Genomic DNA, 17,246 nt, shown 5'->3' with positions numbered 1-17,246 from the left:
GCCATGACGTGTCGAAGTTTGGGGCTAATCGTTACGCTCGTCGTCACTTTGTTGGCGGGGCGCAGCATTTCGCTCGCGGATGAGACTGGCGCGAGTTATGCCGACCAACTTCCGCGCGATACCCTTGTTGCCGCGCGCGTGTCGCAGCTCGATCGCTTTGATCCACTCGTTCAACCACTCGCCGAGTCGTTTGGCGTCACGGTACCACCAATCGGTACGCTCGCTGCCTCGCTCGAAGGGGTGGACCCGCGGGGCGATGTGATCGTCGGGATTGTTGGTCTGGGGAGCGGTAAGGTTGCTCCGTTTGTGCTACTCCCAGTGGAGGACTACCGAGCTTTCGTTCGTTCGGGGGATGGCGACGCGGGTGTCGACTTCACGCCAATCACGCTCGCCGGCGAGGAGCTACTGGCCCAAGAGCGAGGCCGCTGGGCACTCGTAATCAACCCGGTTGACGACACCGCTCCGTTTGAAGTCGACTCGGAGAACGACGTCGAGTTCGATCGGCCGGAACTTGGCGATTCGCTCATCACCGTGCTCGCCACGTCGCGTGGGATGGCAGAACTGAAGCGACTCGCCGCGTCGCGGAGCGAGAGTCCCTATCACCTTGCGAACCGTCGCCGGATGCTGGCGAGCCGGCCGATCAATTGGAGGAGCTTGCAGGAACTTGAGGAGCGGCTCTCGTTGTATGCTCCGCTAGTTGCGCGGACCTGTGACAACGCGAAGCACGTGCAATTAGCCATTGATGTCGCCGACGATCAGTCGCTGGAGTTCGAAGCGCGGTTGGTGCCCAAGCAAGCGAAGCAAATTCCCGCGGCGGAGTCGTCGCTTCCCCCCGTCACGCTATCCGATCAGCGTCCGATGCTGGAGGTGGAAGGGCCCGCAGGGTCGCCGTGGACCGACTTGCTCGTCGACCTGCACATCGATAGCTATTCTGCCGGTTCGGACGAAGTGGACGTGATTTACTTTTCGCCACCCGAACTAGAAAAGTGGCGGGCCGGGATTGCGCGGGCCAGGGACATGGTGATCGCGGCTCGCGGACTGGTGATTGCTCCCGCAGAGGGCGAGCCCACGGTGAGCAACGGGGCGCTGGTGCTTCAGGTGAAATCATCCGCAGAGTTCGTGTCGGCTTTCGATGCGGTGATGGCGGATTGGAATTCGCTGGTGAATACCGCCACGCGTCGCAACGCCGATTTCATTTACGAGACAAAGCCTCTCGCGGTGGGCAGCCTCGAGGGCAAACGTTACACGGTCGACCTTCCGACTGCGTTTCGTCAGGACAACATCCCTGAGGTTCGCGAGGTGATGGCGAAGATGTACGGCCGAAACGGCGTGCGAGCGCTCGACATCTTGCCGCTAGATGAACGTCACGTTCTTATCAGCGACCTTACAGACGCGTTGCGGGATCAGTTGATTGCAAGCATGTCAGCTGCCGCGTCCGCGCCGCTCTCGAACTCCAAGGGATGGACGATCGCGATTGAGCCGGCGACCATGCAGGACTGGCTAAACGATATGAAGCTGCACACCTACGGCGAGGACGTGGTGGGTTGGAAGCCCCAGCCGCTCGACGCCGATGGGAATGTGACCATCGAAGTCACGACGCACGAGCCGGAGCTGGTCGTCCGCACGAAGGTGCCTGGCGACGTGGTGCGAGCCGTCGGGAAGCTGTCGCGGAAGAAGAGCTAGGCGTCCGGCTCTGCGATCCGCAAAAAACTCTTCGAATCTTGAATAAACTCCCGTGCCCGGCGGGTCTAATGGGGTGAGACAACGGGTTAGACGGGAGAGAACATTTGCAAGGGCTTTCGGAGCGATTGGCCAGTGGCGAGGAGTCGGCGTTTGCCGAGCTTTACGATGCTTGCGCCGATCGACTGTTCGCCTACGCCAAGTCGCGAACAGGCTCGCACGAACGGGCCGCCGATATCGTGCAGAGCTCTTTCCTCCGACTCGTCAAAAGCCGCCGGCGACTCCGCAAGGTTGAGAGCCCTGTCGCCTACTTGTTCCAAATTGCGCGGAACGAGTTAGCACGTCATGCGAGCCGTCCTGCCAGTAGAAATTCGCAGCCGTTGGAATCAGTCGACAGCGTGGCCGATTTTCGGTGGCGTGATGGCGTCGACGATAGGGACACTGCCTCGGCGGTGCTTAACCGCCTCGATAGCGTGGCTCGCGAGATCGTCGAGCTGAAGATCTACGGCGGGCTTACGTTTGAAGAAATCGCGGCTACCACAGGGCAGCCCATGGGGACGGTGGCGACGCGCTACCGCCGGGCGCTTGAGTCCGTGCGCGATTGGCTCGAAAAGCAGTATCGATGAGGTGCTAGATGAACGATCCACTAACCGCAATCGAAGAGCAACTTACCGGCGAGATGCCAGCGCGGGCACCCAGTCCGCTGCGCGATGCCGTGATGAAGGAAGTTCATCGCGAGTTGAAGTCGGCTCGGTGGGATCGTCGGCTAACGAAGGTGGCGGGAACCGTATTGGCCGTGGGAATCGCGCTGAACGTCGCCCTCATGGTGGGAGGTGATGACTTCTCCGCGCCGCGGTCGACGGCCTCGAATGCATCACTAGTGCAAACTGCGGTTGCGGTGGCGCGGGCGACCGACGCCCAAACTGCCCGGCAGTTGGTTAGTCAGATTTCGGCCTGGAACGGCCATGTGATGACCACCGAGCAACTTGCGGCGCTCGATGCGGCCATCGCGGAAGAATTGCAGAAGAACCGAAAGGGTTAGAGATATGAAGCTGATACCGACGAAACGGACTTTGAAGCGGTGGGCGATTGGGCTGGGCATCGTGCTCGGCCTTCTGCTGCTGGTCAACGCCGTAATGGCGTGGCGAACCGAAGCCCGCTTCCGCGAGCTGGTCGCAGCCGTACGTGCCGAGGGCGACCCCGCTTCGATCGCCGAGCTCGCACCTCCACCGATTCCCGTAGACGAGAACGCCGCGGCCTTGATCGACAAGCTAAGTCCACGGCTCGACGAGTTCGATAAAGAGTACGCCGAGTTCTACAACACCGATCTGGGGATGCAACTCGACAATCTGGCACCAGGAGAGCTACTCACAGACGAGCAGGCAGCGGCGATGCGAGCGATTCTCGACCGCTATCCCGATCTGGAGCAGCAGATCCATGACGCGATGGCTGCTCCCCACTACGCGTCAACGGCTGACTTTTCCTTGGCATTCAATCCGTTCCTTGAAGCACAGCTCGAGCGGATGCAGAAATTGCGAACGTTCGCTCGATTCGTCAATTGGCGGGTTCAAACTCTGTTGGCGGAGGGCAAGCACCAGGAAGCGGTCGACTGGAGCCTTTCGCTGTTGGAGTTCTCGGCGCTCGTGAAAGGGGAGCCGGCAATCGTAAGTTACCTAGTGACGATCGCCATTCGGAACATCGCGTTCCAAGACTTGCACCAGGCGCTCCTCACCGGTCCCACTGACGCCGCAACGCACGCCCGGGTCGATGAGGTTCTAAAGCGATTGGAAAATGAGACAAACTTAGAGAAAGTACTCCGAACCGAGCGGGCGCTCAGCATCACGGCCAGCATCGATCAAGGATGGAATCAAGCACCGCCGGTCCTTGGCAATATGTTGGGCTGGCCGATCAAGCAATTCTTCCTTCCGCCGATCGAGCTTTACGACGAGATCATTCCGTTGGCCAATGTTCCCTACCCAAAAGCCCGGAAAGAGTTTGAAGCGGGAGGTACAGTGGCTGTCCCAACAGGCCGTGGTGTTCTGGCGGACTTGTTGGTTCCTTCACTGGAAGCCGCGATGAGGTCGAGTGCTCGTGATGTTGCCCTCATTCGCTCGCTACGTGTGCTGAATGCGCTCCAACTTGCGGGCGAGGACGCCCAGGGACTGGCTGACATTAACCTGCCTGCCGAGGCGACCACCGATCCCTTTACTGGCAAGCCGTTGATCGTCAAGAAGACGGACCAAGGGTGGCTGGTTTACTCGGTCGGTGAAGACCTAAAGGACGACGGCGGTAAGTTTGACCTAGCGGAGGATAATGGCTTCGGGCCTACGCAAGGCGAGCCCGAGGGAGAGCTTAACTAGCGCCAAGAATCGGGCTCGGAGAGCCCTCCCACAATTTATGGGAGAGCGCCCTTCCACGGTTCATTCAATGACAAAAAAGCGATCAAGGGTGCCGTGGCTCCCTTGATCGCTTTGGTTGTTTGCGCCGGTATTAGCTTGAAATCGGCTCTCAGTCGCCGTCGACGGTTTCGCCGCCGAGCCAGGTTTGGCAGGGGGGCGTCGCGTCGCGGAGCACCGCGGTGAGGATATCGGTGTGGATGTCGGGGATGCCATCCGGAATCGGCACGGCCGTCATGTCGGCGTAACGACCAGGCGACAACGCACCTACCAAGTGGCCCAGGCCCATGGCATGAGCCGCGGCCAGGGTGCCCATTTCGAGGATCGCCTCGGCCGGAACACGCGGGTGGCGTGCGGCTGCGATGCGCATCTCGTTGAGCACGCTGAGGTCAGGGTTCGACGCCAGGCTATCGGTGCCGAGCGCGACGCGAACGCCGAGCGACAGGGCAATTTCCAGCGGGTAGGGGTCGTGCTGGAAGAAGTTGTGGGTTCGCGGGCAGTACACCAGCGACATCGAGTCGCGGTGCCGCGCGAGGAACGCCAGTTCCTTCCGCTCGAGGTAGTTGCCATGAATCACCAGGGCCTTGGGAGCGCGGGTCAGGATTCGCAGGTAGTCCAGCGGCACCGAGCCACGAGGCACGGCCCACGGATCCCACATGCTGCGTTCTTCGAGGATCTCCTGGAATCCACCGGCACCGGTCATGAGGAAGTCGAGTTCTTCCTTTGATTCTGCGAGGTGGAACGCCACGGGGACATCCCATTCGGCCGCCGAGTTCACGAGGTTCCGCAGCAGCGGGGGCGAGACGGTGTAAGGAGCGTGCGGAGCGACGCCTTCCATCGGGGCGCCATCGAGCTTCGGGGCACCTTCGGCCTTCGAACGCTTGAGCTTCTTCACCAAGCCCGAATGGGCCGAGGGTGCACGGGCTTGCGAGAAGCCGATGACTTCGTGGAAACGCAGCGAACGTGGGCCGCCGTTAATGGTCGGCAGTTCGAGCGGGTCGTAGGTGGCGATGTCGGCGAGCGTCGTGACGCCCTGGCGAATCGACTGCATCGCGCCGCTGTTCACGGCGTTGAGCTTCTTCTTGGGGGTGGTTCGCTCGTTGATCACCATGCGAACCCAGTCCGACATCGGCGTGCCGGGCTTGCCGAGACGCTTCTTGCGGTCCGACAGGTCGAGGTGCGTGTGGGCGTTGACCATGCCCGGGAAGAGCGCGACGTCTCCCAGGTCGGTCAGCGGCACACCGGCCGGCGGTTTGGGGCTCACCTGCACGACGCGGCCCCCTTCGATGTGCACAACGCCATCGAACATGGGCGGTGCAGCGACGGGGAACACGATGCGAGCACGGACGGCAGTGGCCGTCTTCTCAAGAACGGAATGTCGGATCATCTACGCTTCTGGCCTTTGCAATCTCGGACTTTAGGGCCGAGACTGCTCCGGAGGCGCAGCACTCGGCATGAGCGAACGGGCATCTTCCTGCAAGCCGTACGTTTCCGCGGAGCGGTTCTTACTGAGTCCGACTTGCCAAAGCAGCGCGAGAAGCGCCATCGCCGTCACCCCACCCAGGATCACCATGGTCGTGGTGTACCCGAGTTCGACTGCTGGAGCGGAAGAAGGTCGAAACACCCACCCCGCCCAGGGCTGTACTTTCAGGGATTCGGCGAAACTCGTTCGCAACAACTGCAATCCGTTGTACCCCATATGAAACGCGACACAAGCCGTAATTTGCTGCGTTTTTATGGCGATAAAACCCAGCAGCAACCCGAGGATTCCGGCGGAAATCGTTTGCTGCAAAGCACTTGCGTGTGCAAGACCGAAGAAAATGGCCGAGATTACGACCGCCCAGAACGGATTGAGGCGGCTGCGGAGGCCCGACAGCACAACCCCCCGAAACGCTAGTTCTTCGCAAATCGCCGGCAAAACGGCCATCAGAAGCAGGATCGTCCAGATGGAGAACTCCATCTGATGTTCTAATTCCTTGAGTTGCTTCATGAGCTCTAGCAGGGCAGCGGGAAGCGGAACAATTTGGTCTATGGCCTCAATCATCGCCGTCCCCACGGGCTGCATTGCCACGGCGAGGGCGAAGCCGATCAGGATGTTCAGAAATCCAATCGTCGAGACGCGATTGGCGAGCAGGAATGTCTTCTTCCAGTTCCGCGCCGCGAGCCACGCCACGAGCAGCGTGGGGGCGAGGATGCAAAACAGCTGGCTGTAGAGCACCATCTTGATCAGGCCATCCGCTGCGGTCAGGTCGACCGAAAGCGACTGGGCGAAGAACTGCGCCATAAAGATCAGCGCGATCAAGATCGCGGCGGCCGGCAGCTTCGGAACCTCGGGGCGATGGCGATAGGCGTAGCGAATCCAAGTCACTAGGTCGAAGTTCTCGGTGTCGCGGAACAGCACCGACTCTTGGTTGAACTGATCGACCGCCCAGCGGACCGCCGCGGCGCAGCAGCCGAAGGTGACAATAGCCACCGGGAGAGCGTAAAGGGCGACCTCGCCGAGTTTGCCTTCCATGGCCGACTGCATCAGCAGCACCATGCCGCTGATCGGCACCAGACTGGTGGGCAAGTTGAGTTCGATGCCGGGCATGAGCGGCAGCATCATCAGCGGCATGCAGACCAGGAACAGCGGCATCAGGTAGTACTGGCCTTCCTTGGTGCTGCGGGCGAGCGAAGCGAGGGCGAGGCTCATTGCGCTGAACAGCACCGCCATCGGCAACAGCGCGGCGAGCAGCCATGCGATCGAAGCGAGCGACGGCGCGGCGAGAGGCTCTTGGCCTACGACCCCCATCGCGTTGATCTGCTTGATGATCAACTGCCCGGTGATCGCCATGCTGGCGAGGTTGCAGACGGCGCTACCAATGCTGAACGTGATAACGGTCAGCAGTTTGCCGCCGACGATTTCGCTGCGCTGCGCAGGGCTGGTGAGCAAGGTTTCAAGCGTGCCGCGTTCTTTCTCGCCGGCGCAAAGGTCGACCGCCGGGTAGAACGCACCGGTCAGGGCGCAGATGAAAACAATGAACGGCAGCAGCTTGGCCCAGAATGCGGCCTGCTTGCCACTCACGGTGGCAATGTTTTCTTCCTCGACGCGGAACGGCCGAGTGACTTCGATGGGGATGCGGCCGGCGATCAGGTTGCTGCGGACAATTTGCGACTGCCAGCGATCAAGCAATATCTGGACCCGCGAGTTGGCGAGCTGCGATTGGTCGCGGATGTCGTAGTAGACGACGGGGTTTGGCGGATTGGGGAGGGACTCGCCACTCTCAAACTCGCCAGGCTCGCGCATGGCCCGCTGCATTTCCTTTAGGCGGTCGGCGAAACCGGGCGGAAAGTAGACGACCACGTCGGTCTTGCCACTGCGCATTCGCTCTTTTTGGCTTGCGAGCGCAATTTCCGACCCATCAATCTGCTCGACCTTCATGCGGTCGGAGAGGCCCGTGATTTCGAACAGCTTTTTGGAGAACCCTCCGTCCTCGAGCAGCGGCGGCAGGTTCTCGACGCTGTCGAGTTGTTCGTAACCGACCACCGCGATGCGGGCGGTGTTTTGGCGGACGAACTGACTCAGGCGGCTGAACGCGATGCCCATCATCGGGTAGATGAGCAGCGGCAGCACACCGATGACGAACAGCGTACGGCGATCGCGAAGTTGATCGCGCATCTCGCGCTGCCAGATCAGCTTGATGTTATCCCAGTTCATCCGGCCGACTCCTGATGGCTGGGGATGGCGGCGGCCAGACGTACTTCTTCTCTGCCGATCAGGTCGAGGAACACGTCTTCAAAGTCTTCGTGATCGTGCTCGGCGTGGAGTTCTTGGAGCGAACCTTCGGCCAGTATTCGACCACGGTGCATGATGGCGATGCGAGTGCAAAGCCGCTCAACCTCACGCATAATGTGCGACGAGAAGATGATGCATTTGCCTTGATCGCGTAGGTCGCGCACGGTATCGAGCAGCGACCGCGCGACCAGCACATCGAGGCCGTTGGTGGCCTCGTCGAAGATCAGCACGGGCGGATCGTGGACCATCGCGCGGGCGATGGCGACTTTCTGTTTCATGCCGGTCGACATTTTCCCGCCCAGGACGTGGCGGATTTCGTTCATCGATAGGCGATTGAACAGCCTCTCCATGCGATCGCGTAGCACTTCGCGAGGAATGTGATGCAGCCGGCCGAAGTACTCGACCATTTCCCACGCCGTCATGCGGTCGTACATCGCGGTGCTGGCCGAGATGTAGCCGATCTGGTGACGGACGAGTTCGGGCTGCGTGGCGCAGTCGAAGCCGTTAATGCGGGCGTAGCCGGCCGTGGGTTTGAGCAGGGTGGCGAGGATGCGCAGCGCGGTGGTCTTGCCGGCACCATTGGGGCCAAGGAGGCCGAACACTTCGCCAGGATCGGCACGGAACGACAGGTGGTCGAGTGCCACACGCGGGCCAAGCTTGAGGTCGTCGTACACCTTGCCAAGGCCGTGAGCTTCAATCATTGAACTGGCGTTGGACGGAGGCGGGGCGGGCGGGGCAAGCGAACGGGCCGTGAACGGCGTGGGGGAGAAGTCTGGGGCCAATTAGGGCCCTCAAACAGCCTACCTCAAGATCGGCAGTGGGGTCATGCCGTTTTTGCCGGCTGGAGTGATCGACTCGACTTCGCGGTCGATGAGCTCGTAAAACACGTTCCGCTGCCGGGGCTGGTAGCCAAGTTCGCTGATAGCGCTGCGGATATCGTCAAGCGTCAGGTAGTGAACCGTGCCAGCTTCTGCCACCACGTTCTCCTCGATCATCAGGCTTCCCATGTCGTTCGCCCCGTAGAGCAAGGCGAGCTGTCCGATTTTGAGGCCCTGGGTGACCCAGCTCGCTTGGATGTTCGCGAAATTGTCGAGATACAGCCGAGCCACGGCGTTCGTGCGCAGGTACTCGAACGAACCGACGGTCGGCGTGTCGGCCATCTCCGTGTTATCGGGCTGAAACGTCCAGCAGATGAATGCGGTGAAGCCCGCCGTCTCATCCTGCAGTTGCCGCAGTCTTTCCAGGTGCTCGATCCGCTCGGCGAGGGTCTCAACGTGGCCGAACATCATGGTCGCGGTGCTGCGGCCACCCATCTTGTGCCACACGCGATTGACGTTCAGCCAGTCGTCGGTCATCACCTTGCCACGCGTGATTGCCGAGCGAACGCGGTCGACCAAAATCTCAGCGCCACCACCCGGCAGGCTGCCGAGCCCCGCGTCGCGTAGCCGTGAGAGCACCGTTTCGAGCGGCAGCTTCGACATTTTGGTGAAGTGGTAGATCTCGGGCGGACTGAAGCCGTGGATGTTGACCTGCGGATAGCGGTCTTTGATGGCCCGCAGCATGTCCTCGTACCACTCGAGCTTGTATTCGTGGTGCAGTCCGCCTTGGAGCAAGATCTGATCGCCGCCGATGGCCACGGTCTCTTCGATCTTCTGCAATATCTCGTCGATCGACAGGACGTAACCTTCGTCGGACTTCGGGCCGCGATAGAACGCGCAGAAGTCGCAGACCGCGGTGCAGATGTTGGTGTAGTTGATGTTGCGATCGATGTTGTACGTGCGGTACGGCTCGGGATGAAGACGGCGAGTTACCGCGTCGGCGGCGCGACCGAGCGCAGCAAGGTCGCGGCATTCCAGCAGTTGCAGACCTTCGTCGAAGCTGAGTCGCTCGCCGGCAACCGCCTTCTCCATCAAGTCGTAGTCGGACGTAGTGCCACGGGCGTTAGCGGGCTGAGCAATCATCGTAAGTCGGCGTAACGTTGAAGGAAGGAAATGGACAGTCGACGAGCCCTAGCGTGCGGCATCGCTTGGCGAACTGCTCGACACCGAGTCGTTCGCCTGGGCCCAGGGTGAAGTGGAGGTTGCGCGTCAGGTAATTGCGAACCACCGACTCCGATAGACCGAGCGGGGACGATTCGCGGGCGACGATCGTTTCGATGTTCGCGACACCTTGATCGCGAACCGCGTCGAGCGTCTCGCCCAGTAGCTGGCCATCGACGGGCGTGTCGCGACGCGCCACCCAAGCCGCGAACACAAACGGCAACTCGGTCCATCGGCACCAGCGATCGCCGAGGTCCCAGACTTCGACGAAGTCGTCTTCGCGAGTCTGCATCGCGCGGTCGCCAATCAAAAGCACCGCGTCGGCGCGGGAGTCGGCGAGCGAGTCACCAATCGGAAGTGGTTCGAGCGACGGGCGAACCCCGTGCTGCTCGGCGAGCAGCACTTGAGCGAGTGCCGCGCTGGTTCGGGAACCTTCATCGAGCGCGAGCGTGCGAATGTTCGCGGGCGGCCGGCGGAAGTAGACCTTCACGCTCAGCACCGGACCGCGACACGCCACGCACGCCGTCGAAACGAGCTGGTACTCGGGGTGGCGAAGGTACTCGACGATCGGCACCAAGGCCACGTCGAGCCGATCGGCCGCTAGGTCGTCGGCCAAGCGACTGGGGAGATCGAACCGGACTGTGGCGTCAGAAAGCAAGTCGGTGAGGCCATGCACCAGCGGCTTGGAGTTTAGGTACGACACCGCACCTAGCCGCAATCCGTCGCCAGTGAAAGGTTCGAGCTTCATATCAAAAGTATAGCCGGTGGGCCGAAAATCGTCAGCGGTGGTTCGGGTTTGGCGGATCCCGTGGGCATGATTGTTAATTTTCACCGCCAAAGTTGGCACTCTCGGAGTGTTGTATGTAAGAATGTGAACCCGCCCCCGACCCTGCGTCCCCCGCCGAGAATTCACGATGCCCCGCCTGCTGTTGTTGGTGTTGCCTCTTCTCTGCAAATGTGCGTTTGCGGACCCGCCCCAAGCGGAGCTTCTGCGACGATTTGACGCACCCGAAGCGGTGCAAGCGGTGGCGGTGGACGAGACAAGTTTTTACGCAATCGCCAACTGCACGATCGCCCGCTACGACAAGCAGACGGGCGACAAGCTCGGTGCGTGGCGCTCGACGGAGGATGTGCCGCTGAAGCACTTGAACTCGGGCGTGGTGATCGATGGCAAGTTGTACTGCGCCCACTCCAACTTTCCGGAGTACCCCAACACCAGCTCGGTGGAAATCTTTGACGCGGGGTCGCTCGAACACTTGGGCAATCACAGCTTTGGCATCTACGAAGGTTCGCTCACGCTGGTCGATCGCCATGAGGGGGCGTGGTGGTGCGTGTTCGCCCACTATTCGACGCACGTGAACGACGACCCCCACGCTAAGTCGCACGCTTACACTTCGCTGGTGAAGTTCGACGACCAGTGGCGGCGGCTCGAAGGTTGGGTCTTCCCACGCGAGGTGCTCGATCGTTTCGACCCGCACAGTTGCTCAGGGGGAAGCTGGGACCCAAATGGTGTGTTCTATGCCACGGGACACGATCGCGGTGAACTCTACAAGCTGAAGCTTCCGAGGTCAGGCTGCAAGCTTCGACTCGTCGAGACGATCTCGCTGCCAATCAAAGGGCAGGGGATCGCGCTGGATCGCAATGAGCCCGGCGTGGTGTACGGCATCGATCGTTCAAAACAGCAAGTGATCGTTTCGCGTTTGCCAGAATGAGCACTAGCGCTGAGCCAACTTTCGGGTGGCTGGGGACGAGTCCAGCGAGCCCCCAGTTCTAGCCACTGTAGGTCTAGCTGAGTTCGAGTCGCCTGAAAGCCCGCAGCCCCATCGCCAGCGGCACGATCGTCGCCACGGCGGCGATGAGTAGCGCAGTGCCCGTGCCGTATACGAGCCAGTGTCGCCACTGGTCGGGGTGCAGGAATGTCTCGCTGATCTTGCCACGGCCCGCGATCAGGTAGAAGTGGCAGGGGAGCGCGGTGCAGACCACGATCAGGATGATGTAGAGCGCGCTAAGCACCAAGTTGAGCGTCCCACCAAACCCGGCGGCGATTTTGGAGGGCGAAGGCTCGCGGAAGTCGGGCATGATCGCCCCCAAGCCTACCGCAATCGAGGCCAAGCCGACACAAAGCAGTAGGCAAGTGAATTGATGCACGCCGACCACCAGCAAATCGATCCGCAGCATCAAGTCGCTCGCGAGAATCAGTGCCGCACAGGGCACCCATGAGCCGAGCGCGGCGAAGACGAACTTGCTCCATAGAATTGTTTCACGCGGGAGTGGCAAGAGCCCAAGCACCCAGAAACGTTGGCCTTCGAGGCTGATCATCGGAAAGATGAATCGCGTAGTGAACGTCGACAGAATGAGCCCAACGACGGCCAAGTTCAGGAAGCTGACCATGTTGACCCAGGTGATGTTCCCCAGGTCGTTGCCCTGCGACCGGAAGCGGTCGAGGTTCAGAAAGTAGAGCCCCAAGAGGCCAAAGAAAATGAGGAACTGCGACCACTGCACGGGGTCGCGCCGCAATAGTCGCCAGTCTTTGACCAGCAGCAATCGCACGGGTTGAGGGAATGCGAATAGCAGTTTGTAGAGCAGCGTATCGATGCGGGCGACTTTGATCTTGCGATTGCGTTTGGGGGCGCACTCCAGCGTGCTGTACGCTTCGCGAAGCCACGCCTTGCCCGACTTCACCACCAGCAGATGGCAGATCATCGCGTTCATGATCAGCACGGCGAGGTACATGCAGCCCTGCACGAGTGGCAGGTCGAAACCCGACGTCGTGGACGAAGCCGGGAGTGTCCGGCCCGCTTCGAGCAAACCGTTACTGAGCCAGGAGCTTGGTAGCCATTCTTGCTGCGTGAACTGGAAGGTGCGAAGGGTTTGTTGGAACCATTCGTTGCCGAACAGTTCGATCTGCGGACCACTAACGGTGGTCCAGATCGCCTTTCCCGCGGCGACAATCGCGGCCATCGCCGCGGCGGCGACGATCGCGAGTTTCATCTTCGGGAACTTCGCCACTAGCAGTATGCAGAACACGGCCCCCAGCGCACACGGAATGTAGACAAACGCCACGATCATCGGCACCATCAGCGCGTAATAGTACCACTGCGCGCCGACCACGATGCCATACGCCAGCATCATCGGACTGGCGAGTAGGAAGAAGCCCCAGCAGCTGAACATCAGGGCTTCTTGGAACTTATGGAGCGTGATGCGTTCGTCGCGAACTGGTAGCGTTAGCAGCAGCCGGCACTCGGGCGAACGAAACAACGTGCCATAAAGGATGATGCCCGACGAGAAGACGAGCATCATGTTGAGCGAGGCGAAGAACAAATGAAACACGAGCTTGAACGTCTGGGCGTGGTAGGCGTCGCCCGCTCCGCCCACGTGGTTCTTTACAAAGTAGAACCCTTGATAGAACAGCACGAACAGGCCGCTCCAGAACAAGAGGCTCAGGCCCACGATCAATGCCGACCGAAGTCGAGCCGTGCGAAACACTTGCCGCAGGTAGGTTCGGCCGATCCGTAGTCGCATCCGCCAGAATAGCTGCGCCTCGGCTTCGTCCGACACGCTGTGCCGCGGGGTGACGATCGGCGATTCGTCGAGGGTGTTCATCGTTCGCCCTGCGGAAGGGGCTCGACCACCGGTGCCGGCGGCGCGGGCACGGGTAGCGGGCTGCCATCGGGGCCGATGTCCATCAAATGCAAATAAAGCGATTCGAGCGATTGGTCGGTGGCGGGATGCGCCGCGCGAAGCTCCTGGACGGTGCCGTTGAACAGCAGCTTGCTATGCCGCATCACGCCAATGCGATTGGCAATCTCTTCGGCGGCGGCGAGCGTATGCGTCGACATCAGCACGCACAATCCGCGGTCAACCTCTTCGCGGAGCAAGTCCTTCACGAGCCGAATGCTCTGCGGGTCGAGGCCGACCATCGGTTCGTCGACCACCAGCACGCGCGGGTTGTGGAGCATCGCGGCGGCAAATACGGTCCGCTGTTTCATGCCATGCGAATAGCTCTCGCACAGGTCGTTGATGAACCCCCCGAGGCTGAACCGCTCGATTTCGCGATCCACCAGCATTTTGCTTTGCTTGCCATCGAACCCATACATGCCAGCGATGAAGTCGAGAAACTCGCGGCCCGACAGTTTGTCGTACAGATACGGCTGGTCGGGGACGTACCCCAGGATGCTGACTGCCTGGCGAGTTGACTCGACAATATCGTATCCACCGACCGTCACCGTGCCGAATTGCGGCCTCAGCAGCCCCACGAGCATCTTGATGGTGGTTGTCTTGCCCGCGCCATTATGCCCGAGCAGGGCGAACAACTCGCCAGAGTGAAGGTCGAGATTCAGGTTGTCGACTGCCCGCTTCGATCCGTAGTCCCGCCCTACACCTTTGAACTCAACGATAGCGGCCATCAAGCGAGTCGGGGGATCGGCGGAACGCGCGGCTGGCGCGGAGGGGGAAACTTCAATTCTCGGGCGAGGTCAGCTCGGCACGCTGCGAAGCGCTGAGCGTGGCGTATTCGTCGAGTTGCAACAATTCTGCCGCGATTTGTTTGGTCGTCAACTCCGGTTCGCGATCGAACCGCAGCAGCACGTCCATTAGATTAATCTCTTCACGCAGAACTTTACCATCTTCCGCGATCCACATCGTCGAGCGGCGACGCTCATCCGACGACACGCCGGTCGAGTCCATCGAACGGTAATCGATGCGTCGCGTGTTGGTGAGTTGGCCGTTGATGTGCAGCGGCTCTTCTCCAACCACCTCGGCCTCGATCACCTCGATGGCACCCTGCGGGCCACCAAAGGGATTGTAAACTTCCTTCTGCCACTTCCGGCCCGTGTAGGCCTGCATGATCGTGGAGTCGGGCGTGAGGTTACTACCTAGCAGTGCGTGCTTGGGCCAAGGGTAGTTCACTTGATGCAGCACCTCGCCGTATTGCAGGCGCAGACGGATATGGCCTTCGTCCACGGTCCCTTTCATCACGATGGCCGAGGGGAGATCGTTGATTTCCACACTCGCTTCGAACATCGAGAGGTTGCCAAGCGAATCGAGCGTGGTTCGCGACCGCATATCCATTTCCAGCGGACCGATGTTGTCGATCACCGTCGACATCCACCGCGGTGCCATGCGCGCGAGCGGCACGGCCTCGAGTTGCACGCGGCTATGAAGTTCCGTTGTGCCATCGGCACCGGGGACGGCTTGGCTCACGGCCCAACCGATTTGCTGCTCGCCGACGCGGACCTTCCAGCAAACGGGTTCATTGGCGTTAATGCCAGTGCGCGGCGGCTCGCCACGCATGAACGGGGGTAGGATCTTGGAGCCGACCAACCAACTCATGGTGGCCCCCCACAGTAGTACCACCACGCAGGTATAAACCTTGTTTCCCAAAGTGTCGGCCTCCTGGAGACGTCGCCGAACTAAAGCCTGTTAAAGGTGCTCGCAGTCTACTCGAAGTCTACGTCGTTTACGAGCAACTTTATTTCTAACCCGCGAATCGGGCTGGGGTAACTCCGACTTCGAAGCACCGAACCTTCGGGCGCCCGCGGTGGTCTTCACTGGAGAAGTGTAGCACCCGCAATCGCTTCCCCCCAAGCGGCGGGGGTGTCTGAGCTTTCGTTTGGCGCGCTAATCGAAATATAACAATCGCTGTAACATGTTAATCCGTAATACTTTATCGTCACGCGGGGGGCCGCATCTCGATACTCCAATTCCCTCCCGACGTTTGCAATCGAGAGCCAGGGGCGTTACTCTACAATCCTCGTTGGTTGACGTAAGGCGACGTTTCTATCTACCTATCAGGAGGTCCTCGATGCCCAACTCCACGTACTTTGTGCAGGAATGCCCGACGTGCGGCCGGAAGCTGCAGGTGCGAGTCGAATACCTCGGTAAGAACGTGGTCTGCCAACACTGCAGCGCCAGGTTTCAGGCCTGCGACAACTCGTCAGGCCACTACCACTGCGAGGGTGCGTCGAGCATTCTCGACCGCGCGGACGAACTCATTCGTCAGAGCGGCCTGAACCTCGAACGAGCCGCCGCCTCCAGCCGCATCGGTTGAATGGCTGCATTGCCCAGTTAAGACGCAACGACACGGGCTAGGTCGTCGAAGTACTCAGGGTATGTCTTCGCCGTACATCCCGGGTCCTGAATTTCAACGCCGGGAACTTTCAGTCCCACCAGCGCCAAACTCATCGCCATTCGGTGATCGTCGTAAGTCGCCACGCTCGCGCCGCGAAGTTTGCCCGGCGTGATTCGCAAACCGTCTTCGAACTCTTCCACGCTCGCGCCAAGCTTGCGAAGTTCCGTGGCGACGGCAGCGATGCGATCGGTTTCTTTATGGCGATTGTGGGCGACACCGGAGATCTCGGTCGGGCCTTCGGCGAACATCGCCACGGCCGCGATCGTTTGCACCATGTCACTCACCGCGTTCATGTTTGCCGTGATGCCACGGAGCTTGCTACCCGTTACGGTGATGCTGTCGCTGCGGCGCGCGACCGTTGCGCCCATCTGTTCGAGCAGGTCGACTACGCCGACATCGCCTTGCAAACTTGCGGCCGATAGTCCCTCGACCGTTACGGAGCCACCCACGATGGCCGCCGCCGCCCAGAAGTAACTCGCGGCCGACGCATCGGGTTCGATGGCGTAGTTGGCTGTCTGATAAATCTGCCCGCCCGCAGTGTTGAACTTCGTGAGATCGCTCGTCGCTTCGAGCGTCACCCAAAACGATTTCATCACTTCGAGCGTCATCCATACGTACGGCTGAGACACCAGCGGGCCATCGATGGCGAGTTCCACGGCACCAGCGGCTGAAGGAATCGCCATCATCAGACCGCTGAGGTACTGGCTCGAAATGTCACCCCGCACCACCGCTCGGCCACCGGGAAGTCCCGTGGCCTTGACGACCACCGGAGGGCAACCACCCGGCGATTCGCAGTCGGCATCGACGCCCAGTTGCTGGAGCGCATCGACCAGATCGCCGATAGGCCGCTCGCGCATCCGCGGCACGCCATCGAGTCGGTACGTGCCCTGGCCGAGTGCGACCATCGCCGTCAGAAATCGAATGGTGGTGCCACTGTTTCCGACAAAGAGCTCTGCGGCCGACGCGGGGATCTTGCCGCCGCACCCTTGGACTTGGAGCACCGTGCGGTCGTCACTCACCTCTACCGGAATGCCAAGCTTCGCGAGCGAATCGATCATCACCCGCGTATCGTCGCTATCGAGCGCGCCCGTGAGAACCGAAGTTCCCTCGGCGAGCGCAGCACAGACCAGCGCGCGGTTCGTGATGCTCTTGGAGCCAGGCGGGCGAATGGTGGCGCGAAGCGGGCCGGTGGCAGGCGTAATCTGGATCGAGTCGGACATGCGAAA

15 protein-coding genes are annotated in these 17,246 nt (G+C 60.8%); 6 read left to right on the top strand and 9 right to left on the bottom strand.

Features of this window, described 5'->3' with window-relative positions:
- Positions 1-3 precede the first annotated feature (3 nt).
- The 4 genes from SH292x_RS12680 to SH292x_RS12665 all read left to right on the top strand — a co-directional run bounded on the left by SH292x_RS12680 (position 4) and on the right by SH292x_RS12665 (position 4,040).
- Positions 4-1,683: a hypothetical protein gene (locus tag SH292x_RS12680; RefSeq protein WP_442481371.1), complete on the top strand. Its 1,680-nt coding sequence runs from the start codon at positions 4-6 to the stop codon at positions 1,681-1,683.
- A 104-nt stretch (positions 1,684-1,787) separates the two neighbouring features.
- Positions 1,788-2,306 carry an RNA polymerase sigma factor gene (locus tag SH292x_RS12675; RefSeq protein WP_442481370.1) on the top strand — a complete coding sequence of 173 codons (519 nt, stop codon included), beginning with the start codon at positions 1,788-1,790 and terminating at the stop codon, positions 2,304-2,306.
- An 8-nt stretch (positions 2,307-2,314) separates the two neighbouring features.
- The gene (locus SH292x_RS12670; RefSeq protein WP_442481369.1) at positions 2,315-2,722 is read left to right on the top strand and encodes a hypothetical protein; all 408 of its coding nucleotides are present in this window, start codon (positions 2,315-2,317) and stop codon (positions 2,720-2,722) included.
- A gap of 4 nt (positions 2,723-2,726) precedes the next feature.
- A complete protein-coding gene (locus SH292x_RS12665; protein ID WP_442481368.1) occupies positions 2,727-4,040 on the top strand; it encodes a hypothetical protein in 1,314 nt (437 codons plus the stop codon).
- Positions 4,041-4,188: 148 nt separating this feature from the next.
- Here SH292x_RS12665 and SH292x_RS12660 read toward each other — a convergent pair whose 3' ends face one another.
- The 5 genes from SH292x_RS12660 to SH292x_RS12640 all read right to left on the bottom strand — a co-directional run bounded on the left by SH292x_RS12660 (position 4,189) and on the right by SH292x_RS12640 (position 10,638).
- Positions 4,189-5,463, bottom strand: coding sequence for an amidohydrolase family protein (locus SH292x_RS12660; RefSeq protein WP_442481367.1), 1,275 nt, complete (start codon positions 5,461-5,463; stop codon positions 4,189-4,191).
- Positions 5,464-5,493: 30 nt separating this feature from the next.
- Positions 5,494-7,773, bottom strand: coding sequence for an ABC transporter permease subunit/CPBP intramembrane protease (locus tag SH292x_RS12655; protein WP_442481366.1), 2,280 nt, complete (start codon positions 7,771-7,773; stop codon positions 5,494-5,496).
- On the bottom strand, positions 7,770-8,552 hold the full coding sequence (locus tag SH292x_RS12650) for an ABC transporter ATP-binding protein (RefSeq protein WP_442481365.1): 783 nt from the start codon (positions 8,550-8,552) through the stop codon (positions 7,770-7,772). Before SH292x_RS12650 ends, SH292x_RS12655 begins: the two co-directional genes overlap by 4 nt.
- A 99-nt stretch (positions 8,553-8,651) precedes the next feature.
- Positions 8,652-9,812, bottom strand: coding sequence for a cyclic dehypoxanthinyl futalosine synthase (gene mqnC, locus SH292x_RS12645; RefSeq protein ID WP_442481364.1), 1,161 nt, complete (start codon positions 9,810-9,812; stop codon positions 8,652-8,654).
- Positions 9,793-10,638 (bottom strand): menaquinone biosynthetic enzyme MqnA/MqnD family protein, encoded by an 846-nt coding sequence (locus SH292x_RS12640; protein WP_442481363.1) that lies wholly within the window; start codon positions 10,636-10,638, stop codon positions 9,793-9,795. Before SH292x_RS12640 ends, mqnC begins: the two co-directional genes overlap by 20 nt.
- A 166-nt stretch (positions 10,639-10,804) precedes the next feature.
- On the opposite strand from SH292x_RS12640, the gene SH292x_RS12635 reads away from it, so the two are divergent.
- Entirely contained in the window at positions 10,805-11,602 is a 798-nt protein-coding gene (locus SH292x_RS12635) for a hypothetical protein (RefSeq protein ID WP_442481362.1), read from the top strand.
- Positions 11,603-11,675: 73 nt separating this feature from the next.
- Here the strand turns inward: SH292x_RS12635 and SH292x_RS12630 are convergent, their stop codons facing one another.
- Genes SH292x_RS12630 through SH292x_RS12620 form a run of 3 tightly spaced genes read right to left on the bottom strand, consistent with a single transcriptional unit; the run spans position 11,676 to position 15,221 of the window.
- The gene (locus tag SH292x_RS12630) at positions 11,676-13,493 is read right to left on the bottom strand and encodes a putative ABC transporter permease subunit (protein WP_442481361.1); all 1,818 of its coding nucleotides are present in this window, start codon (positions 13,491-13,493) and stop codon (positions 11,676-11,678) included.
- Positions 13,490-14,296 carry an ABC transporter ATP-binding protein gene (locus SH292x_RS12625; protein ID WP_442481360.1) on the bottom strand — a complete coding sequence of 269 codons (807 nt, stop codon included), beginning with the start codon at positions 14,294-14,296 and terminating at the stop codon, positions 13,490-13,492. The genes SH292x_RS12630 and SH292x_RS12625 overlap by 4 nt, the downstream gene beginning before the upstream one ends.
- Positions 14,297-14,348: 52 nt before the next feature.
- The gene (locus SH292x_RS12620; RefSeq protein ID WP_442481359.1) at positions 14,349-15,221 is read right to left on the bottom strand and encodes a hypothetical protein; all 873 of its coding nucleotides are present in this window, start codon (positions 15,219-15,221) and stop codon (positions 14,349-14,351) included.
- 472 nt (positions 15,222-15,693) lie between these two features.
- Here SH292x_RS12620 and SH292x_RS12615 point away from each other — a divergent pair, with 472 nt between their 5' ends.
- The gene (locus SH292x_RS12615; protein ID WP_442481358.1) at positions 15,694-15,939 is read left to right on the top strand and encodes a response regulator; all 246 of its coding nucleotides are present in this window, start codon (positions 15,694-15,696) and stop codon (positions 15,937-15,939) included.
- A gap of 17 nt (positions 15,940-15,956) precedes the next feature.
- Here SH292x_RS12615 and aroA read toward each other — a convergent pair whose 3' ends face one another.
- Positions 15,957-17,240, bottom strand: coding sequence for a 3-phosphoshikimate 1-carboxyvinyltransferase (gene aroA / locus SH292x_RS12610; RefSeq protein WP_442481357.1), 1,284 nt, complete (start codon positions 17,238-17,240; stop codon positions 15,957-15,959).
- Positions 17,241-17,246 lie beyond the last annotated feature (6 nt).

The sequence above is a fragment of the Aeoliella fuhlenseeensis genome (assembly GCF_052161615.1).
Lineage (GTDB): Bacteria > Planctomycetota > Planctomycetia > Pirellulales > Lacipirellulaceae > Aeoliella.
This window is presented reverse-complemented; position numbering and strand designations above follow the sequence as displayed.